General features: G+C 72.6%; 18 protein-coding genes and 1 other RNA gene. 2 read left to right on the plus strand and 17 right to left on the minus strand.

Going from position 1 to position 20,298, the window contains the following annotated elements; translation table 11 throughout:
* Nucleotides 1-142: 142 nt before the first annotated feature.
* From ACSNOK_RS10420 to ACSNOK_RS10430, 3 genes are all read right to left on the minus strand, one after another.
* Nucleotides 143-1,789, minus strand: a complete 1,647-nt coding sequence (locus tag ACSNOK_RS10420) for a beta-N-acetylhexosaminidase (protein ID WP_436780325.1) — start codon at nucleotides 1,787-1,789, stop codon at nucleotides 143-145.
* Nucleotides 1,790-2,121: 332 nt separating this feature from the next.
* Nucleotides 2,122-2,412, minus strand: a complete 291-nt coding sequence (locus tag ACSNOK_RS10425; protein ID WP_109281359.1) for a DUF3039 domain-containing protein — start codon at nucleotides 2,410-2,412, stop codon at nucleotides 2,122-2,124.
* A 91-nt stretch (nucleotides 2,413-2,503) separates the two neighbouring features.
* Nucleotides 2,504-3,133 (minus strand): YqgE/AlgH family protein, encoded by a 630-nt coding sequence (locus ACSNOK_RS10430; protein ID WP_436780326.1) that lies wholly within the window; start codon nucleotides 3,131-3,133, stop codon nucleotides 2,504-2,506.
* A gap of 273 nt (nucleotides 3,134-3,406) precedes the next feature.
* Between ACSNOK_RS10430 and murA the strand changes: the two genes are divergently transcribed.
* Nucleotides 3,407-4,741 (plus strand): UDP-N-acetylglucosamine 1-carboxyvinyltransferase, encoded by a 1,335-nt coding sequence (gene murA / locus ACSNOK_RS10435; RefSeq protein WP_185944187.1) that lies wholly within the window; start codon nucleotides 3,407-3,409, stop codon nucleotides 4,739-4,741.
* Nucleotides 4,742-5,013: 272 nt separating this feature from the next.
* On the opposite strand, the gene ACSNOK_RS10440 is transcribed toward murA, so the two are convergent.
* The 12 genes from ACSNOK_RS10440 to ftsE all read right to left on the minus strand — a co-directional run bounded on the left by ACSNOK_RS10440 (nucleotide 5,014) and on the right by ftsE (nucleotide 17,369).
* Nucleotides 5,014-5,295 carry an HU family DNA-binding protein gene (locus ACSNOK_RS10440; protein WP_004951951.1) on the minus strand — a complete coding sequence of 94 codons (282 nt, stop codon included), beginning with the start codon at nucleotides 5,293-5,295 and terminating at the stop codon, nucleotides 5,014-5,016.
* A 302-nt stretch (nucleotides 5,296-5,597) separates the two neighbouring features.
* Nucleotides 5,598-7,031: an NAD-dependent malic enzyme gene (locus ACSNOK_RS10445; RefSeq protein WP_436780327.1), complete on the minus strand. Its 1,434-nt coding sequence runs from the start codon at nucleotides 7,029-7,031 to the stop codon at nucleotides 5,598-5,600.
* 598 nt (nucleotides 7,032-7,629) lie between these two features.
* Nucleotides 7,630-9,957, minus strand: coding sequence for a HelD family protein (locus tag ACSNOK_RS10450; protein ID WP_436780341.1), 2,328 nt, complete (start codon nucleotides 9,955-9,957; stop codon nucleotides 7,630-7,632).
* Between the two features lie 127 nt (nucleotides 9,958-10,084).
* Entirely contained in the window at nucleotides 10,085-10,750 is a 666-nt protein-coding gene (locus tag ACSNOK_RS10455) for a CGNR zinc finger domain-containing protein (RefSeq protein WP_436780328.1), read from the minus strand.
* Between the two features lie 203 nt (nucleotides 10,751-10,953).
* A complete protein-coding gene (locus ACSNOK_RS10460) occupies nucleotides 10,954-11,187 on the minus strand; it encodes a hypothetical protein (RefSeq protein WP_436780329.1) in 234 nt (77 codons plus the stop codon).
* A 219-nt stretch (nucleotides 11,188-11,406) separates the two neighbouring features.
* On the minus strand, nucleotides 11,407-11,781 hold the full coding sequence (locus tag ACSNOK_RS10465; protein ID WP_436780330.1) for a hypothetical protein: 375 nt from the start codon (nucleotides 11,779-11,781) through the stop codon (nucleotides 11,407-11,409).
* A gap of 211 nt (nucleotides 11,782-11,992) precedes the next feature.
* Nucleotides 11,993-13,306, minus strand: a complete 1,314-nt coding sequence (locus ACSNOK_RS10470; protein WP_436780331.1) for a hypothetical protein — start codon at nucleotides 13,304-13,306, stop codon at nucleotides 11,993-11,995.
* Between the two features lie 164 nt (nucleotides 13,307-13,470).
* Nucleotides 13,471-13,840: a transfer-messenger RNA gene (gene ssrA / locus ACSNOK_RS10475) on the minus strand.
* Nucleotides 13,841-13,945: 105 nt separating this feature from the next.
* Complete coding sequence (gene smpB, locus ACSNOK_RS10480; RefSeq protein WP_436780332.1) at nucleotides 13,946-14,455, minus strand: SsrA-binding protein SmpB; 510 nt, start codon at nucleotides 14,453-14,455, stop codon at nucleotides 13,946-13,948.
* Nucleotides 14,456-14,473: 18 nt separating this feature from the next.
* Entirely contained in the window at nucleotides 14,474-15,658 is a 1,185-nt protein-coding gene (locus ACSNOK_RS10485; protein ID WP_436780333.1) for a S41 family peptidase, read from the minus strand.
* A 90-nt stretch (nucleotides 15,659-15,748) separates the two neighbouring features.
* Nucleotides 15,749-16,660, minus strand: a complete 912-nt coding sequence (gene ftsX / locus ACSNOK_RS10490; protein WP_436780334.1) for a permease-like cell division protein FtsX — start codon at nucleotides 16,658-16,660, stop codon at nucleotides 15,749-15,751.
* A 19-nt stretch (nucleotides 16,661-16,679) separates the two neighbouring features.
* Nucleotides 16,680-17,369, minus strand: coding sequence for a cell division ATP-binding protein FtsE (gene ftsE / locus ACSNOK_RS10495; RefSeq protein WP_004951920.1), 690 nt, complete (start codon nucleotides 17,367-17,369; stop codon nucleotides 16,680-16,682).
* 303 nt (nucleotides 17,370-17,672) lie between these two features.
* Between ftsE and ACSNOK_RS10500 the strand changes: the two genes are divergently transcribed.
* Nucleotides 17,673-17,867: a hypothetical protein gene (locus ACSNOK_RS10500; protein ID WP_436780335.1), complete on the plus strand. Its 195-nt coding sequence runs from the start codon at nucleotides 17,673-17,675 to the stop codon at nucleotides 17,865-17,867.
* 303 nt (nucleotides 17,868-18,170) lie between these two features.
* Here the strand turns inward: ACSNOK_RS10500 and ACSNOK_RS10505 are convergent, their stop codons facing one another.
* Both ACSNOK_RS10505 and prfB read right to left on the minus strand, forming a co-directional pair.
* A complete protein-coding gene (locus ACSNOK_RS10505; RefSeq protein ID WP_436780336.1) occupies nucleotides 18,171-18,959 on the minus strand; it encodes a hypothetical protein in 789 nt (262 codons plus the stop codon).
* 221 nt (nucleotides 18,960-19,180) lie between these two features.
* Nucleotides 19,181-20,287 carry a peptide chain release factor 2 gene (gene prfB, locus ACSNOK_RS10510; RefSeq protein WP_436780337.1) on the minus strand — a complete coding sequence of 369 codons (1,107 nt, stop codon included), beginning with the start codon at nucleotides 20,285-20,287 and terminating at the stop codon, nucleotides 19,181-19,183.
* Between the last annotated feature and the right edge of the window lie 11 nt (nucleotides 20,288-20,298).

A 20,298-nucleotide genomic window follows, 5' to 3' on the forward strand; every position in this document is an offset into this window, starting at 1 on the left:
CACCACCCCAAGGCAGTCCCCCAACCCGGCCCACCTCAGGTGCGTATGCCCCCTTTGACCGACCCTTGTACGACTTACGGCGGTGTGCGGAGGTCCACCGTGCCAGGGGTGCGGCGGGCGGACCGGGATCTTCCGCTCCCCGTCACACGATCGGGGGCGCCCCCTCGATCGGACGTCCGAGCAGCCCGGGGCGGCGCTGCCAGGGGCGCGGCCCGCCGGGCGGGCGGTAGGCCACGCCCAACGCGTCCAGCCGCCGGTAATGGACGGCCATGCGCTGTTCGAAGTGGGCGAAGTCCCGTTCGGCGGGCGGCGGGAGGGCCGACCAGACGGCCTCGGCGAAGGCGGCGAGCCGTGGGAACGCCTGGTAGTCCAGGCGGCCCTGGTCCTCCATCACCTCGGTCCAGAGGTTGGCCTGGGCGCCCAGGACGCGTTCGGCCTCGTCCGGGGTGAGCTCGGGCGGTACCGGCTCGAAGCGGTAGACGTCCTCCAGGGTGCGGACGTAGCCGATGGGCACGGGCTCGTCGGGGCCCGGGGCCTGCCGGTGGTCGAGGTAGACCTGCTGCTCGGGGCACATGACGACGTCGTGGCCGGCCCGGGCCGCGGCGACACCGCCCGCGTAGCCGCGCCAGGACGCGACGGCGGCGCCCTCGGCCAGGCCGCCCTCCAGGATCTCGTCCCACCCGATCAGCCGCCGCCCGCGCGCGGTGAGCCAGCGGTCGAAGTGCCGGATGAACCAGCTCTGCAGCTCCTTCTCGTCGGCCGGCCCCTCGGCCGCCATCCGCGCCCGCGCCGTCGGCGACGCCTTCCACTGCTCCTTGGGGCACTCGTCGCCGCCGATGTGGACGAAGCGCGAGGGGAAGACGTCGAGGACCTCCGTCAGCACGTTCTCGTAGAAGGCGAGGACGGCGTCGGTCGGGGCCAGGACGTTCGGGCTGACGCCCCAGGTGTCCCAGACGCCGAGGGCGGCGGTGTCGACGACGTCGGCGTTGCCGAGTTCGGGGTACGCGGCGATGGCCGCCTGCGAATGCCCGGGCAGGTCGATCTCGGGGACGACGGTGATGTGCCGCTCGGCGGCGTACGCGACGATCTCGCGGAGGTCGTCCTTGGTGTAGTAACCGCCGTGCGGCCGCTCGTCCCACAGCGGCGAGGCCCGGTGCCCGAGCTTCGTCCGGGACCGCCAGGCGCCGACCTCGGTCAGTTTCGGGTAACGCTCGATCTCGACGCGCCAGCCCTGATCGTCGGTCAGATGCAGATGCAGGACGTTGAGCTTGTGCGCGGCGAGCAGGTCGAGGAAGCGCAGGACGCCGTCCTTGGGGACGAAGTGGCGGGCGACGTCGAGGAGCACGCCGCGCCAGGCGAAGCGCGGGGCGTCCTCGATCGTGACGTGCGGGACGTGCCACTCGTCCCGCGCCGTGACGGGCGCCCGCCGGAAGGCGGCGGGGTCGAGCAGTTGCCGGAAGGTCTGGGTGGCCCAGAAGAGCCCCGCCGGGTCCACGCCGTCGAGGAACATGCCGTATCCGTCGATGACGATCCGGTAGCCCTCGGGGCCCAGCTCGCCGGCCAGCCGGGGATCGACGCGCAGGACGAGGTGGTTGGCGTGGCCGTCGCCGTCGGGCAGCGGCAGCCCGGTGGCGGCGCCGACCGTGGCGCGCAGCCGGCGGGCGGCGGTCTCGGCGCCGGGGCCGGCGTTGATCGCCGTCTCTCCGTCCAGCACTTGGACGTGCCGGCCCGGCGGGATCCGGGTGAAGCGGCGGGGCGCGGGGACGAGTCCGGTCTCGGTGTCGCTCATGGCAGCCCTTCGGCAGGGGTCCTGTTCCGGTTCTCCGGAACGGATCCTCTCCCGGAACACATGGTCTGGACCAGACCTGGGTCGCCGCGACGGGAAACCCGCTTCACGGCCTCGAAAACACGACGGCTCCCCGGTCGCGCGTAAGGACGCGTCCGGGGAGCCGTGGAGCGAGGCGGGAGCGAGTGACCGGGCGGAGGGAGGGAAAGGGAAAGGGAAGGAGAAGGGGAAGGGAAGACGAGCGGACCGGCGGACCCGAGAGCCCGAAGGACCGTACGGACCGCAACCGCCCCGCAGGACCCCGCCCTCACCACCGCCCGGGAAGACCGCGCGGGCTACTTCTTGTCGCCGCCCTTGCCGCCCTTGTCGTCCCCGCCGGCGCCCATGCCGTCGAAGATCTCCTTGCACATCGGGCAGACGGGGTACTTCTTGGGGTCGCGCCCGGGCACCCACACCTTGCCGCACAGGGCGACGACCGGGGAGCCGGAGAGCGCGCTCTCCATGATCTTGTCCTTCTGGACGTAATGGGCGTAGCGCTCGTGGTCGCCGTCGCCGTGCGACACCTGCGGCGTCGGCTCTACGAGGGTGCCGGTACCTGCCCCGCGCTCGGGCTCGAGAGTGCTCATGGTCCCCAAGGGTACTGGGGAGCGGCACGGTCGGCCGAGGCTCGGGGGACGCCGCGTTCCGGCGGGCCGCGGCGGCGGCCGGGCCGGTGCCTCAGTTGAGGCTGGGGTCGTCCGGGTAGGTCGCGACCATGGCCAGTTCGTTGCGCTGGCGCCGGAGCACGGAACGCCAGAGCCGGGACGGGTCCGGGGACGAGATGTCGCCCGGCTCGGACTCCACCACGTACCAGGCGCCCTCCACCAGCTCCTCCTCCAGCTGGCCGGGGCCCCAGCCCGAGTACCCGGCGAAGATGCGCAGCGAGCCGACGGCGGGGCCCAGCAGCTCCGGCGGGGCCTCCAGGTCGACGAGACCGATGGCGCCGTGCACCCGGCGCCAGCCGACGGGACCCGCGCGGCCCCGGCCGGACCGGGCGCCCGAGCCGGACGGGCCGCCGCCCGCCGGGGTGTCCTTGCCCGGCTCGTCGCCGGGGACGACGGCCACGCCGAGGGCCGAGTCCAGCGAGACGGGCCCGCCCTGGAACACCACGCCCGGCTCGCCGGCCAGCGCGGCCCAGGACGCGAGGATGTCGCCCACGCTGACCGGCGTGGGCCGGTTGAGGACCACGCCCAGCGAGCCCTCCTCGTCGTGGTCGAGGAGCAGCACGACAGCGCGGTCGAAGTTGGGGTCCGCCAGCGCCGGGGTGGCGACCAGTAGCCGTCCTGTGAGCGAGGACACCTCCGTCATGGCCACATGATCCCGCATTTCGGGCTCGCGGGAGCCCCCGGAAGGAACGAAAAAGAGACCGGTACGAGGCGTTCCGGAGCGCGGGGACGGGGGCGGGGGCGGGGGCGCGCCGGGGGACGGGCCCGGAGATAACCGGTAGCGACCACTCCGTTAACGCAGCGTGTTGTGACAAACCCATGACGTGCCCAGGGCCCCCTCTGGGCGGCATCGGGCCCCTCCGGTCGCATTACCCTTTCTTCTTGCCCCCTGCCCAACTCCAGGAACGCGAGATCCATGACCGGCCCTGACGATGTCCTGCTTGTCCACGGCGGTACCCCGCTCGAGGGCGAGATCCGTGTCCGCGGTGCGAAGAACCTCGTGCCGAAGGCCATGGTCGCCGCCCTGCTCGGCAGCGGCCCCAGCCGCCTGCGCAACGTCCCCGACATCCGTGACGTGCGGGTCGTCCGCGGGCTGCTGCAGCTGCACGGCGTGACCGTGCGCCCCGGCGACGAGCCGGGCGAGCTGGTTCTCGACCCCTCGCACGTGGAGAGCGCGAACGTCGCCGACATCGACGCGCACGCCGGCTCCTCGCGCATCCCGATCCTCTTCTGCGGCCCCCTGCTGCACCGCCTCGGCCACGCGTTCATACCCGGCCTGGGCGGCTGTGACATCGGCGGCCGGCCCATCGACTTCCACTTCGAGGTGCTCCGCCAGTTCGGCGCCACCATCGAGAAGCGGGAGGGCGGCCAGTACCTGGAGGCCCCGCAGCGGCTGCGCGGCACCAAGATCCAGCTGCCGTACCCGTCGGTCGGCGCGACCGAGCAGGTGCTGCTGACCGCCGTGCTGGCGGAGGGCGTCACCGTCCTGTCCAACGCGGCCGTGGAGCCGGAGATCGAGGACCTCATCTGCGTACTGCAGAAGATGGGCGCGATCATCTCCATGGACACCGACCGGACGATCCGCATCACCGGTGTGGACTCGCTCGGCGGCTACAACCACCGCGCGCTGCCCGACCGCCTGGAGTCCGCCTCCTGGGCGAGCGCGGCGCTCGCGACCAAGGGCAACATCTACGTCCGCGGCGCCAGCCAGCGCGAGATGATGACCTTCCTCAACACCTACCGCAAGGTCGGCGGCGCCTTCGAGATCGACGACGAGGGCATCCGCTTCTGGCACCCCGGTGGCGAGCTCAACGCCATAGCGCTGGAGACGGACGTCCACCCCGGCTTCCAGACCGACTGGCAGCAGCCGCTGGTCGTCGCCCTGACGCAGGCGTCGGGCCTCTCCATCGTCCACGAGACGGTCTACGAGTCCCGGCTGGGCTTCACCTCCGCCCTCAACCAGATGGGCGCGCACATCCAGCTCTACCGCGAGTGCCTCGGCGGCTCCGCGTGCCGCTTCGGCCAGCGGAACTTCCTCCACTCGGCGGTCGTCTCCGGCCCGACGAAGCTGCAGGGCGCGGATCTGGTCATCCCCGACCTGCGGGGTGGTTTCTCCTACCTGATCGCGGCTCTGGCGGCGGACGGGACGTCGCGGGTGCACGGGATCGATCTGATCAACCGCGGGTACGAGAACTTCATGCAGAAGCTGCAGGATCTCGGTGCGAACGTGGAGCTCCCGCAGGGGGCCTGACGATCCGTCCGGTGGGGGCGGGGCGGGGGCGTGGATGCCCCTGTCCCGCCCCTTCCCGTTTCTTGCGGGGGCTACAGCCCGTCCGGCGTTTGAGGACAGCGCCCGGAGGGCGCTTCGGGGGTCTGGGGGCTCGCCCCCAGGAATCGGCGAAGTGGGGGTCCCCCCTCTGGGGGAGGGACCGGGGCACAGCCCGCCGCAGGCGCCCGCGCCGCGGGACGCGAAAGGGCGGCCGCCCCCACCCGGGGAACGGCCGCCCTCCGGCGTCCGAAGGCTTACTTGCCCTTCGCGGCTTCCTTGAGCTTGGAGCCCGCGGAGACCTTCACGCTGTAACCGGCAGCGATCTGGATCGGCTCGCCCGTCTGCGGGTTACGGGCGGTGCGAGCGGCACGGTGGGTGCGCTCGAAGGTCAGGAAGCCGGGGATGGTCACCTTCTCGTCGCCCTTGGCGACGACCTCACCGACGGTCTCGGCGAGGGCGGCCAGAACGGCGTCGGCGTCCTTGCGGGTCACCTCGGCACGGTCGGCCAGAGCGGCCACCAGCTCACTGCGGTTCATGTTGTACTCCCGTGTCTTTCTTGCCAATGAGGCGTGAGATCGAAGCCGATGCTGCCAGGGCCCTCGGACAGTCCCCGGACCCGGGTCCGCCACTAGATCCCTCGCGCCCCGGGGGGTGCCCCCTGGACGGAGTCCTCGGGGGAGCATCCTGCCCCCACCAGTGGTGGGAAAGCCAATCCGGCACCCTGGGGAGTCACACGGAAAGCGCCACAGCCTCGGAGGGGGCCGCGTTTCCGCGGCCCGTTCACTGCCCGACACCCTATGGGGGCCGTAGGAGCGCCGCGTCACGCGACGCGCCGTGCTCAGGCCGTCGTGGCGGCCGTCACAGCCGCTCCGGCGGCCTTGGCGGCCTCCCGGACGGCGCCGGCGACCGCGCCCGCGACCTTCTCGTTGAAGACGCTCGGGATGATGTAGTTCGCGTTCAGCTCGTCCTCGGCGACGACGTCGGCGAGGGCGCCGGCGGCGGCCAGCATCATCTCGGTGTTCACGGTGCGCGACTGGGCGTCCAGGAGGCCGCGGAAGACGCCCGGGAAGACCAGCACGTTGTTGATCTGGTTGGGGAAGTCCGAGCGGCCCGTGGCGACCACGGCGGCCGTCTGGCGGGCGATCGCCGGGTCGACCTCGGGGTCGGGGTTGGCGAGCGCGAAGACGATCGCGCCGTCGGCCATGGCGGCCACGTCCTCGGCGCCGAGGACGTTGGGGGCCGAGACGCCGATGAAGACGTCGGCGCCGCGCACGGCCTCCTTGAGGGTGCCGGTGATGCCCTCGGGGTTGGTGTTGTCGGCGATCCAGCGGAGCGCCGAGCCCGGGTCGGCGGAGACCAGGTCGTCACGGTCGGCGTGCACGACGCCGTGGATGTCGGCGACGACGGCGTGCTTGACGCCGGCCGCGATCAGCAGCTTGAGGATGGCCGTACCGGCCGCGCCCGCGCCGGACATGACGACCCGTACGTCGCCGATGGACTTCTCGACCACGCGGAGCGCGTTGGTCAGCGCGGCGAGCACGACGATGGCGGTGCCGTGCTGGTCGTCGTGGAAGACCGGGATGTCGAGGGCCTCGCGCAGCCGGGCCTCGATCTCGAAGCAGCGGGGCGCGGAGATGTCCTCCAGGTTGATGCCCGCGAAGCCGGGGGCGATGGCCTTGACGATCTCGACGATGGCGTCGGAGTCCTGGGTGTCCAGGCAGATCGGCCAGGCGTCGATGCCGGCGAAGCGTTTGAAGAGGGCCGCCTTGCCCTCCATGACGGGCAGCGCGGCCTTCGGGCCGATGTTGCCCAGGCCGAGCACGGCGGAGCCGTCGGTGACCACCGCGACGGAGTTGCGCTTGATGGTCAGGCGGCGGGCGTCCTCGGGGTTCTCGGCGATGGCCATGCAGACGCGGGCGACGCCCGGCGTGTAGACCATGGAGAGGTCGTCGCGGTTGCGGATGGGGTGCTTGGACGCCATCTCGATTTTGCCGCCGAGGTGCATCAGGAAGGTCCGGTCGGAGACCTTGCCGACGCTGACGCCCTCGATGCCGCGCAGCTTCTGCACGATCTCGTCGGCGTGGGCGGTGGACGTCGCCGCGACGGTGACGTCGATCCGCAGCTTCTCGTGGCCGGAGGCGGTGACGTCCAGGCCGGTCACGGATCCGCCGGAGGACTCCACGGCCGTGGTGAGCTGGCTGACCGCGGTACCGCCGGCGGGCACCTCCAGTCGGACCGTCATCGAGTACGAGACGCTAGGCGCCGTTGCCATGGCCGCTTTCCCCTGCTTTCGCTGATTGCGTTGTTCCGCTGTTCCGCGCGCCCGGGCGTGCGGTCCGGCCGGGGGGCCGTCCCCCGCCGGGCGACATCCGATCGTCGCACCTACCGGCCGGTAGACGGTAACCAGGACCGTTTTTCCGGAAGGTGGGTTTCGCCATATGAGAGTGCTCGGGGCCGCCCACCTGGGCGGACCGTGGCAGACCCTGCCCATCCATCATGCGCCGCCTCATGCAAACCACAGGCAAAGCCCGAACGGACACGACAGAACACGACCGAAGACGAACGGGCGGTTCCCTCCGGAATCGAATCCGGGGGAACCGCCCGTTCCGTCGACGCGCGACAAGTTCAGCGGCACCGACCCGCCATGCTCGCCTCGCGGCAAGTGGTCGCTCGAAGCGACTAAGGTTGGGCCCGGGGGCTTGGATCGAGCCGGTGCCGTATTCAGGCTAACAAACGCCTCCCGGAAGTCATTCCCGGTACCGGGAGTTCCGCCGGAACGGCCGGAACGACCGTCCGTGCGGCCTACGACGCTCCCGGCCCCCGCCGGCCCGAGGCTCCCGCCGGGCCCACGCCCTCCCGGCGCTCGGCGCTCAGTCCCGCAGCAGGTCCGGCACCCCGTCCGCGTCCGGCTCGTCCCGCTCCCCCGCCAGCACCGTCAGCCGCTGCGTGGCGCGGGTCAGCGCCACGTAGAGCACGCGCAGCCCGGCCGGGGACTCGTCGGCGATCTCGGCGGGCGTGACGACGACCGTCGCGTCGTACTCCAGGCCCTTGGCCTCCAGGCTGCCCAGCGCGACGACGCGGTGGCCCAGCCCGGCCAGCCACTCCCGGGCCTCGGCCCGGCGGCCCATGGGCACGACGACGCCGACCGTGCCGTCGACCTCGGCCAGCAGGTGCTCGGCCTCCGCGCGGACGGACGCGGCGAGGTCGGGCCCCGCGACCGCGAAGCGCGGCCGGACGCCCGTGGAACGGACGGCGGACGGGGACTCCATCCCCGGCATCGCCAGCGCCAGCACCTTCGACGCCAGCTCGGCGATCTCGGCCGGGTTGCGGTAGTTCACGGTGAGCCGGAAGCGGCGGCGGGGGCGGGTGCCCAGCGCCTCGTCCCGGGCCTCCGCGGCCTCGTCGGGGTCGGACCACGACGACTGGGCCGCGTCGCCGACGACCGTCCAGGTGGCGTGCCGGCCCCGGCGGCCGACCATGCGCCACTGCATCGGCGTCAGGTCCTGCGCCTCGTCCACGATGACGTGCGCGTAGTCGCGGCGCTCCTGAGCCAGCCGCTCCGCCCGCTCGCGGCGGGACTCCGTCCGCTCGGGCATCAGCTCCTCCAGGCCGGTGAGCTGGTCGAGCGGATCCTGCTCGCGCGGCTTGCGAGGCCGGGCCGGGGCGCCGAGCAGCGTCTCCAGCTCGTCCAGCAGCGCCACGTCGTGCACCGACAGCTGACCCTTGCCGTCCGCGTCCAGCCGCGCCAGCGAGCGGGCGAGCTGCCGCACCTCGCGCGGGTTGAGCACCCGGCGGGCCCAGCGCGCGAGCCGCCGCTCGTCGGCCAGCAGCGCGAGAACATGACGGGGCGTCAGCTCCGGCCACCAGGCGCCCAGGAAGGCCAGGAAGTCGTCCTCGGCGGAGATGTCCTCGTCGAACGCCGCGCGGGCCTCCGCGGCCATCTCCGGGTCCGTGTAGCGCTTGGGGCCGCCCGCGCGGGACCACAGGGCGTCGAGGAGCAGCCGGCGCGCGCGGGGGCGCAGCAGGTTGACGGGGGCGGTGCCGCCCAGCGCGGTCTGCCGGATGCGGTTGAGGTCCTCCGCGCCCAGCTCGACGCGGGCGCCGAAGGCGACGACGCGCAGCCGGTCCGGGACGGCGCCCTGCCGGGGCACCTCCAGGGCACCGCGCGCGGCCTTGCGGAGCACCTTGAGCATGCGCGAGGAACCCTTGATCCGGGCCACGGCCGGCTCGTCGTAGGTGTCCGCCTCCGCGCCGTCCACCAGCGAGCCCAGCGCGCGGATGGCGACCTGTCCCTCCTCGCCCAGCGACGGCAGCACGCCCTCGGTGTAGGCGACGAGCAGCGGCGTCGGCGAGACGATCAGGATGCCGCCCGCGTAGCGTCTGCGGTCCTGGTAGAGCAGGTAGGCGGCGCGGTGCAGGGCCACCGCGGTCTTGCCCGTGCCCGGGCCGCCCTCGACCTCGGTCACCGAGGCGGCGGGGGCGCGGATGACCAGGTCCTGCTCGGCCTGGATCGAAGAAACGATGTCCCTCATGGAGTGGCTGCGGGCCTGGCCGAGCGCGGCCATCAGGGCGCCGTCGCCGACCACCGGCAGCGCGGCGCCGTCCAGGGTCGCCCGCAGCTCCGGGCGGAGCAGGTCGTCCTCGACGCCGAGGACCCGGCGGCCCTTGGAGCGGATCACCCGGCGGCGCACCACGCGGCCGGGCGCCACCGGCGTCGACCGGTAGAAGGGCGCGGCGGCGGGCGCCCGCCAGTCGATGACGAGCGGCGAGTAGTCGGCGTCCAGGACGCCGATGCGGCCGATGTGCAGCGTCTCGGCGATCTCCGCCCGGTCGTCGCGGACGGCGTCGTCGGCGGGCTCGACCGAGGTGTACGCGCCGTCGGGCCCCTTCTTGCCGTCCTTGCCCCGCAGCAGGTCGATGCGGCCGAAGAGGAAGTCCTCGAACTCGCTGTTCAGCCGGTTGAGGTGGACCCCGGCGCGGAACACCTGGGCGTCCCGCTCGGCGAGCGCCCCCGGCGTCCCCACCTGGCCGCGCTTGGCGGCGTCGTCCATGAGGAACTCGGCCTCGTGGATCTTCTCTTCCAGACGCCGGTACACCCGGTCCAGATGGTGCTGCTCGGCACCGATCTCCCGGTCACGGATCCCGTCCGGATGCGTGGTCCCCCCACCGTTCCCGGTGTTCTGCGGATCCGTCGCCACCTGCGCGCGTGTGGCGTTCTGCGCGGCCACCCAGGCCCCCTTCTGTGTGCGTAGGGCAGCCTTCAACCGTACGCGAACAGGGGTACCTAGCGCACCTGTCAGGACATGAGAGGTTTGGCACGGTCGGTCATGGGTTGGCGGGATGCGGCGGCCGAACGTCCGCACCGTCCGGGGCGGTTGCCTCCGCTCCGGACGTGGCGCCGTTCAGCGCGCGGCGGCGGTGCCGGGCCACGCGTTCCCGGTTGCCGCAGACCTCGCTGGAGCACCAGCGGCGCCGCCGGCCCCGCGAGGTGTCCAGGTAGAGCAGGGTGCAGCTCTCCCCCTCGCACTGGCGCAGCAGCCCGCGGACGGCCGGGTCGGTGAGCAGCTCGACCGCGTCCCGGGCCACCAGCGACACCAGCGCATCGCAGTCCGGCGGGCCGGCGACGGCGCGGACGAGACCGCCGTCCGCGCCCCGGACGGCCCGCGGGACGGGCGGCGGCTCGGCGGCGAGGGCGTTGACCTGTTCGAGGTCGGCCTCGGCGGCGCGCTCCGGCCCGTCCACGGCTTCCGCGCGCACGACGCGGTGCAGCAGGTGGCGCAGGGCGTGGAAGCGCCCGAGCCAGCCGGCGTCGACGGCTTCCAGCGGCGTGCCGGGTGGTACGACCCGGGCGCCCAGCAGCCAGTCGCGGAGCCGCTCCGGGGAGCCGAGCCGCTCCCCCGGCCCCTCGCCGGGGCGCGCCATGCCGGTGGCCACCAGGTCCAGGCAGAGCCGCCCGGAGTCGAACCGCAGGTCGTGGGAGGCCGCCGCCATCTGCCTGTCACCTTTTCCCTGGGGGAGCCCTGTGCGGAGCTGCGCCGCGCGGAGAACGCGCCACTCCACAGGGTGCCCGGCCGGACGCCCGGCCGGAACCCCTACGGGCGGCGGACGGGCGTACGCGGCGGGCGACGCCCCGCCGGCCGGACGGGCGGGGTCGGCCTGCCGCCCCGCCGGGGACGCGCCGTCGGCGCCGGCGGTCAGCTCCGCAGGAACCCGTCACCATGGACGGCGATGTGAGCCTCCAGGGCGTTGAGGGCGTCCTGGGTGGCCTGCCCGCTGCCCTTGCCGCGCTGTTCGGCGTAGTAGGCGGCGCCGAGCCTCTTCAGGAGCTCGTTGCCCGCCCGCTGGGCCTGCACCTCGTCGACCTTCTGCTTGCCCTGCTGCAACGCCTGCTGGGCCTGTTCTTTGGCCCGGTCGAGGAATCCCGCCATTGTCGGCCTCCGTGGCACGAGTGGAGCATTGATGTGGAGCGCTGGTGGAGCACGCTTCGGTCCGGCGGCTCCGGCCGGACGGTTCGGGTCCCGGACCGGATCACCGGATCGATTGTCGGCCGCCGCACCACCGGGCGGCAACCGCCGCCGATCATCCGCCGGAGCGCGTCGGCGGCGCCGCGCCGCCCGGCCGGTCCGCGAGCCCGCCCACCGGCGCGGTCACCCGCCGCGCCGCATCGCCGCCTTGATGTGCTCGACCACCTCGTCGAACTCCTTCTTCGGGGAGAAGTCGAGGTACTCGCAGTCCTCCAGGGCCTCCGGAGCGTGCCCCGGCGCCCAGTAGAAGGCCTGTCCCGCCTCGTAGACCTCGTCCCCGTCCACCGCCCGCATCCGCAGGCGCCCCTTGAGCAGGTATCCCCAGTGGGGGCACTGGCACAGGTCGCCCGGCAGTCCCGCGAGGACCGGCGCCATGTCCGCGCCCTGGGGGAACCGTACGAACGCGACGGACATGTCTCCCCCGATGTCCCGCACGCGCAGCTCCACACCGTCGCCTTCGATCGCGACAGGAGCCTCGTTCCACGTCGTCGCCGTCATGATCGCTCACCCCACTCGTCACCGGCCACCACGGCCGGGCCGTAGGAAACCCCGTCCCTTCCAGACTGGACCCGACGACCGCGAGGTGCGAAGCACACGAGGTACACGAAGGAGGCCGCCGGGACCGCCCGCGGCGGGCGCCCCTCCTCCGGCGGCTCCGCGCGGCGACGCGCCGCCGGGACGCCGTCGTGCGGGACGGCGCGCGGCCCCGCTAACCGGCCGGCCGGGTCCGGCGGCGTCGGACGAGCACGGCCCCCAGCACCGCCGCGCCGGCCACACCGCCGCCGGCCCCCACGAGCGCGGCCACCGGAACACCGGACCCGCCGGAGCCTGCGGCCCGTCCGGACCCTCCTTCTCGTCCCTCTCGTCCCTCTCGTCCCTCGCGTCCGTCCCAGGCGCTCGCCGCCGTCCGGACGGCGGCGCCCGGCCGGCCGGCCGCTCCGGCGTCCCGTCCGTCGCCGGTACGGGCGGCGGCTTCCCGGCCGGCGCCGGTGACCAGCAGGTGCCCGGTCCTGCGTACCCGCCCGTGGTGGCTGACCACCGTGACCGGGTACGCGCCCGGGTCCAGCGCCCGGCGGATGCGCGCCGGGCCGGAGTAGCGCGGATCGTCGCCGTCGCCGGCCTTGCTGTCGTCGCGCCGGAGCCGCACCGGCGCCTCGAAGGCGGGCGAGGTCGCCGTCAGCCGGTCGTCCTCGCCGGGGTCGGGCGACGCGTCCCGCCACAGCACGTTGACCGTCCCGCCGGCGCCCACCCGGTGCCCCTCGGCCCGGGCGCGTCCGGGGCCCGCGGGGGTGGTGAAGAAGGCGGGCCCGCGCGTCCGGCCCACGTAGTCGCCGTCGCCCGGGCGTGCGGCGCGCACCACGAGCCGCGCGTCGCGCAGCGCGTGGCCGCGCGGGCCGGTGAGCGTCACCTTGTACGTGCCGTCCTTGGCGCCGAGCGGCAGCGTCACCGTGGCGCCGAACATCCGGGGGTTGTTCCAGTGGCTCCCCGCGGGGTCGTGGACCAGCCGTACGGGCGCGGGGAAGAGCGGCGAGCGGACCGCGAAGGAGGTGCCCCGCTCGCCCGGGTAGAGATCGTCGTACCAGAAGCCGACCCGCTCCCCCGGCCGCACGGCTCCTCCCCCGTCCGTCACGGTGAACACAGGCGGCTTCGGGGGCCGCACGCGCAGCAGGTCCTCGGCCACCGTCCGGCCGCCGACCCGGACGGTCAGCGGGTACGCGCCGGGGCGGGCCGACGGCGCGACGGCGGGCCGCGCGTGGTGTCCGCGCCCGGCCTCGGCCGTCCGCCCGGCGTACGGCGCGAGCCGTACCGGCCTCGGGAAGGCCGGCGAGTGGGCGGTGACGGCGGCGCCCGGCCGGACGCCCCGCACGTCGATGTCGACCAGCTCCCCCGGCCGGTTCTCGAAGGCCCCGTTGACCACCACGTGGACGGGCCCGTCGGCCGCCGCCGCTCCGGCCCCGCCGACCAGCAGCACCGCACCCGCACCGGCCGCGACCGTGGCGGCCGCTCGGATGATCCTCTTCATGGCGCCACCCCCCTTGTCTCTGGAAGAGGGCCTCCGGGGCCCTCCGGTTGCGCTGCTTCCCGCCATGGAACCACTCGGGTACGACATCGGGCACGCGGGCACGGCCCGGGAACGACAGAGGCCCCACCGCCCGGGAGCGGTGGGGCCTCGGCCTCACATGGGATGAGTGGAGATGGCGGGAATCGAACCCGCGTCCAACGGTGCGGAAACAGGGCTTCTCCGAGCGCAGTCCGCTGCGATTTTCTCGGCCCCGGAGATCACACGGACAAGTCTCCGACGGGCCCAGCCACTGTTTGGTTTCCCACCAGGCCCCGTGGCCGGGCCTGGTGGTTTAGTTCCCTAGCTGATGCCAGGATCCGGGTCGGGAACAGCCCCGGGCTGACACTTCGCGAGTCGCTACTTAGGCAGCGAGGGCGAAGGAATCGCGCTTGGTGTTGGCGATTATTGGTTGCGACATATGGTTTACGAGATCATTGCCGCTTCCTCGGCTCGCTTCCCCTGCTTCGACATCCGCTGTCGAAACCGATCATCCCCATGTTGTTTTTTCAAAGTGCAACCCACGGTGGGGCGTGCGCTGCCCATCGTACGTGACCGACGCGGAGCGGTGCCAGCGTATTCCCGGGCGGTCCCCCTCCGGGGCTACCGGGCCGCCCGCTCGCGCTGACGCCGGCGGGCGGCGGCGATGGCGCGGTCCGCCTCGCGGCGGTCCGTCTTCTCGCGCAGCGTCTGCCGCTTGTCGTACTCCTTCTTGCCCTTGGCCAGCGCGATCTCGACCTTGGCGCGGCCGTCCTTGAAGTACAGCGAGAGCGGCACGATCGTGTGACCGGTCTCGTCGGCCTTCGAGGACAGCTTGTCGATCTCCTCGCGGTGCAGCAGCAGCTTGCGCTTGCGGCGCGCGCTGTGGTTCGTCCACGTGCCCTGGCTGTACTCGGGGATGTGCACGTTGTGCAGCCACGCCTCGCCGCCGTCGATCTGCACGAAGCCGTCCACCAGCGAGGACCGGCCCTGCCGCAGCGACTTGACCTCGGTGCCGGTCAGCACCATGCCGCACTCGTACGTGGTGATGATGTGGTAGTCGTGCCGCGCCTTCTTGTTCTGCGCGACGAGCTTGCGCCCGGGTTCCTTGGGCTGCTTCTGCTGCTTTCCCATAGTGCGGTCATTCTCGCACTAGGCCCCCGGCCCGAGGCCACCCAATACCGCGCGGGCCCGGGGCTCCGCGTCCCCGTGGACGACCAGGTCCGGGGTGATGCCGCGGCCGTCGACGGCCCGTCCCGAGGGCGTGCGCCAGTGGCCGACGGTCCGCTCGTCGACCGAGCCGTCCGGGAGCGGCCGGGGCATCTGGACCGAGCCCTTGCCGAACGTCCGGGAACCGACGACGACGGCCCGCCCCCGGTCCTGGAGGGCACCGGCCAGCAGCTCGCCGGCGCTCATGGTGCCGCCGTCGACGAGGACCACGAGCGGGCGTCTGGTGTCACCGCCCGGGCGGGCCTCCAGGGCCCGCTGCCGGCCGTGCACGTCGTACGTGGCGACGAGCCCGCCGTCGAGGAAGGCGGAGGCGCTGGTGACCGCCTCGGTGACCAGCCCGCCGGAGTTGCCGCGCAGGTCGAGCAGGACGCCCTCGCGGGGCCCGGCGCCGCGCACCGCCGCCCGGACCTGCTTCCCGGTGCCGTGGGTGAACGACTCCACCTTGATCCGGGTGCCGGCGGCGGGCCCGTCCCGGAAGCGTTCCGCGACGACGCTGCGGGTGCGCAGCCGCTCGCGGCGCACGGTGCGTTCCCACTGGCGCCCGCCGTCCCGCGCCAGGCCCAGGGTGACGGGCGTCCCGCGGCCGGACGGCCCGCCGCGCAGCCGGGCGACGACCTCGGTGACCGGCCGGCCGGCCACCTCCGTGCCGTCCACCGACCGCAGCAGGTCCCCCGGGGCGATCCCGGCCCGGGCGGCAGGGCCGCCGCGCTCTACGCCGTCGACCTCCATCCGCCCGTCGGCGGTCCGGCGCACGGAGAGCCCGACGCCGACGTACTCGCCGCGCAGGGCCCGCTGGAAGCCCTCGTACTCGGAGGCGCTGTAGACCCCGCCCCAGCGGTCCGCGGAACGTCCGGTGTTCCCGGGCCCCCGAGGGTCACGGGCGGACGGGCGGCCGCCCTTCGCCGCGGAGGCGGAGGCCGGGGCGGAGGGCGAGGCGGAGGCGGACGGGTGCGGGACGCGGGCCGCGGTCGGCAGCGGACCGCCGCGGGCGTCCGCGCCCCAGGAGCCGGTGGCCGCCCCGGTCGCCAGCGCCCCGGCGAAGACCAGCGTCAGGACCGCGCCACGCCGATGACGGCGGTGCGGTACGAACATCGTCGGGCCGGACATGCGCGAGAGTCTAGGACACCTCCGGGCGCCGTACGGGGAGTTGACCACCTCTCGGGACGTAAGGCGCCCGGTGTGCCGCCGTGCGCCGGGCTACACCTTGAGGTACTTCCACAGCGCCGCGAACGCCGCCAGCGCCGGCATCAGCAGGCCGGTCGCCAGGATGAGCGGCAGCTTGGTCAGCACCGCGCTCCAGCCGATGAACTGGATGACGTCGATGTGGGTGGCCAACAGGTCGTTCACCAGGAACTGCTGGCCGCAGACGAGCAGCACGCAGGCGAGCGCACCGCCCAGCAGCCCGGCGACGGCCGCCTCCGCGATGAACGGCACCTGGATGTAGAAGCTGGACGCCCCGACGAGCCGCATGATCCCGGTCTCCCGGCGGCGGCTGAACGCGGAGACGCGGACCGTGTTCACGATCAGCAGCAGCGCCACCACGAGCATCAGGAACATCACGCCCAAGGCGCCCCAGTTCATGTACTTCAGGAGGTTGAAGAGGCTCTTGAGGGTGTCCTTCTGGTCCTCGACCGTCTGGACGCCCGGCCGCTTCTGGAAGGCGCTGGAGATGACCTCGTACTTGGTGGGGTCCTTGAGCTTGACGCGGAAGGACTCCTGCATCTGGTCGGCGGTCACCACCGTGGCCAGCGGCTGGTTGCCGAACTGCTCCTTGTAGTGCTTGTACGCCTCGTCCGTCGTCTCGAACTGGATGCTCTGGACGATCGGCATCTTCTCCAGATCGGCCTTGATCTGCTTCTTCTGCTCATCGGTGACCGCGCCCTTGGCACAGGACGGGAAGTTCGCCTTGTCGGTCTTGTTGCAGAGGTAGATCGAGACGTTGGCCTTGTCGTACCAGTAGCCCTTCATCGAGTTGACCTGCTCGTTCATCAGCAGCGAACCGCCGAACAGGGCGAGCGAGAGGGCGACCGACACGATCACCGCGAAGGTCATCGTGAGATTGCGGCGGAGACCGACGCCGATCTCCGACAGAACGAACTGGGCGCGCATGGCGTCCTTTCACTGCCTTTCAGTGCTGGTAGCCGTAGACGCCGCGCGACTGGTCGCGCACGAGACGGCCCTGGTCGAGCTCGATGACCCGCTTGCGCATCTGGTCCACGATCTGCTGGTCGTGGGTGGCCATGATGACGGTGGTGCCGGTCCGGTTGATCCGGTCGAGCAGCTTCATGATGCCGACCGAGGTCTGCGGGTCGAGGTTGCCCGTCGGCTCGTCGGCGATCAGCAGCATCGGCCGGTTGACGAACGCCCGGGCGATCGCCACGCGCTGCTGCTCGCCGCCGGAGAGCTCGCCGGGCATCCGGCCCTCCTTGCCGCCGAGCCCGACCAGCTCCAGCACCTGCGGGACGGCCTTGCGGATCTCGCCGCGCGGCTTGCCGATGACCTCCAGGGCGAAGGCCACGTTCTGGGCGACCGTCTTGTTGGGCAGCAGCCGGAAGTCCTGGAACACCGTGCCCAACTGGCGGCGCATATGCGGCACTTTCCAGTTGGAGAGCCGGGCGAGGTCCTTGCCCAGGACGTGCACCCGGCCGTGGCTGGCCCGCTCCTCGCGCAGCAGGAGCCTGAGGAAGGTGGACTTGCCGGAACCCGAGGAACCGACCAGGAAGACGAACTCGCCCTTCTCGATCTCGAGCGAGACGTCCCGGAGCGCCGGGCGGCTCTGCTTCGGGTAGGACTTGGAGACGTTGTCGAATCGAATCACGAGTGCACCACGTGCGACCTGGAGAGCGGCACGGAACGCCACGGCCGTGGCGCCCGTCGGTGAGCGTGACCATACGCGAACGACCGGTGTACGCGCAGTCGGCATCCGGTTCGCATCCTGTGTCGGCGCGATCGCCACCGGCGGCCGGGGCGGCCCGCCCGGCCGTCAGCGCGGCGGCCGGAGGTACCGTTCGGGGCGGCTCCGGGACACCGGTCGCGCCGAAGGGCGCGAAAGCTGGCACAGTGGTAGGGGGGAACCGCACGGCTCTCTGTCGCGTTGGACGTACCCGGAGGAGGAATTCGCATGACATGCGACCGACTGGTGTGCGCCAACTGTGCGTCCCCGGTCAGCGAGGGACGGTGCCCGGTGTGCCGGGCGAGCCGGGAGCGGCTGCAGCAGCAGGAGGGCTTCTTCGCGGGCCTGACCCCGGCCGCGCTGGTGGCGCTGCTGGTGGCGCTGGTCGCGGTGACGGTCGTCGCGCGTAGTTTCGCGGCGTGAGCTTACGGTAACGGAGATTCCGGGGCGTCGGGCGATCCTGATGGTTCGCGACGCTTGTCGGTTCGGTGCTTGTCGGCTCGACTCTTGTCGGTTCGACTCTTGTCGGTTCGACTCTTGTCGGTTCGGCGCCTGTGGAGCGGGGCCGCCGTCGGCTCGGGCGACCGGCCGGGTGGCCTGTGGACGGACGACGAGGCCCGGGGTGCGATGACACCCCGGGCCTCATGTCGTTCCCGCTTCGCGGCGCTCACGCGCGTCCCGCGGCATGCCGAAACGTTCCGGCTCGGCGGCCGGGCGAAGGTCTCGTCAGGCGACCGTGTTGCGGTTGATCGCCCGGGGCAGCAGCCGGAAGCCGATGCCGCCCGCGATCATCGTCGCGGCGCCGGCCACCAGGAAACCGGTCTGACCGGCACCGGTCTGCGCCAGCTCCTCCTTGGGCTTGGCCTGGTAGACCGGCTTGAGGGCCGCACCGTTCGCACCGGTGTTGCAGTTGCCGCTGCTGGTGTCCACCGGGCAGGCCGGATCCGAGGCACCGCCGCCGCTGCCCGCGGAGGGGGAGCTGGTGGGGTCGTCGCCGGGGTCCGAGGGCGTGTCGGTCGGCTCGTTCGTGGAGGGCGGCGGCGGCGGAGTGGTGTGGTCGTCCGGCGGCGGAGTGGTGTGATCGTCCGGCGGCGGCGTCGTGTGGTCGTCCGGCGGCGGAGTGGTGTGGTCGTCCGGCGGCGGCGTCGTGTGATCGTCCGGCGGCGGCGTCGTGTGGTCATCCGGCGGCGGCGTCGTGTGGTCATCCGGCGGCGGCGTCGTGTGGTCATCCGGCGGCGGAGTGGTGCGGCCATCCGGCGGCGGCGTCGTCTTGTCCGTCGGCTGCGGGATGCTCGTCGGCGGCGTCTTCTCATCCCCCGGCGGCGGCGTCTGCTTGCCGTCCGGGCCGTCACCCGGCCCGTCGGGAACCGACACGGTCTTGGTCTTCTTCAGGCCGCCCAGCGGAACGTCCACGCCGGCGGCCGACGCCGCGCCCGCGGCCGTCAGCGACGCACCCGCGGCGATCACCGCGCCCGCGGTGATGCGCGCCATGCGCAACCGCGTCTTGTTGGTCATATGCCTGCTACCCCCAGTAGCTGGTCTCGTCGATGGAGCAGCTGACCACGGGGCGGCGGCTCCGGGGAACCGTGCGCGACCACTCCGGCCCTACGGCCGGGTCCACGCCCCCCCGCCACACGCACCCCAGTGATACGCATGCCGCTCGCCAGCCTTCCGAGATTGGAGGGCAGCGTCAAGCCGGATCCGGGCCTTATGCCCGGATCCTTCAGCATTTCGTCTTACTTTTCCTGCTGCTTGCGCCAGCGGATCCCGGCCTCCAGGAAGCCGTCGATGTCACCGTCGAGGACGGCCTGCGGGTTGCCGACCTCGTGCTCGGTGCGCAGGTCCTTGACCATCTGGTAAGGGTGCAGGACGTACGAACGCATCTGGTTGCCCCAGGAATTGCCGCCGTCGCCCTTGAGTGCGTCCATCTTGGCCTGCTCCTCCTGGCGGCGCCGCTCCAGCAGCTTGGCCTGGAGGACGTTCATCGCGGTCGCCTTGTTCTGGATCTGCGAGCGCTCGTTCTGGCAGGAGACGACGATGCCGGTCGGGATGTGAGTCAGGCGCACCGCGGAGTCGGTGGTGTTGACGCCCTGGCCGCCGGGGCCGGAGGAGCGGTAGACGTCGACGCGGAGGTCGGACTCGTCGATCTCGACGTGGTCGGTCTGCTCGACGACGGGCAGCACCTCGACGCCCGCGAAGGACGTCTGGCGGCGGCCCTGGTTGTCGAACGGCGAGATGCGCACGAGCCGGTGCGTGCCCTGCTCGACGGAGAGGGTGCCGTAGGCGTAGGGCGCCTGGACGGCGAAGGTGGTGGACTTGATACCCGCCTCTTCGGCGTACGAGGTCTCGTAGACCTCGGTCTTGTAGCCGTGGCGCTCGGCCCAGCGCAGGTACATCCGCTGGAGCCGCTCGGCGAAGTCGGAGGCGTCGACGCCGCCGGCCTCGGCCCGGATGTTGACGAGCGCCTCACGGGCGTCGTACTCGCCGGAGAGGAGGGTGCGGACCTCCATCTCGTCCAGCGCCTTGCGCACGGCCTCCAGCTCGGACTGCGCCTCGGCGAGGGCGTCGGCGTCGTCCTCGGCCTCGGCGAGCTCGAAGAGCACCCCGAGGTCGTCGATCCGGCCGCGCAGCGTCTCGGTCTTGCGCAGCTCGGCCTGGAGGTGCGACAGCTGGCTGGTGATCTTCTGCGCCGCCTCCGGGTCGTCCCACAGCGACGGGGCTGCCGCCTGCTCCTCGAGCACGGCGATGTCGGCCCTCATCTTGTCGAGGTCCAGAACGGCCTCGATCGACCCCATGGTGGAGGAGAGGGACTTGAGCTCTTCGGATACGTCAACGACTGCCACGCAACCAGCCT

The organism is Streptomyces sp. URMC 126, assembly GCF_051386555.1.
Lineage (GTDB): Bacteria > Actinomycetota > Actinomycetes > Streptomycetales > Streptomycetaceae > Streptomyces.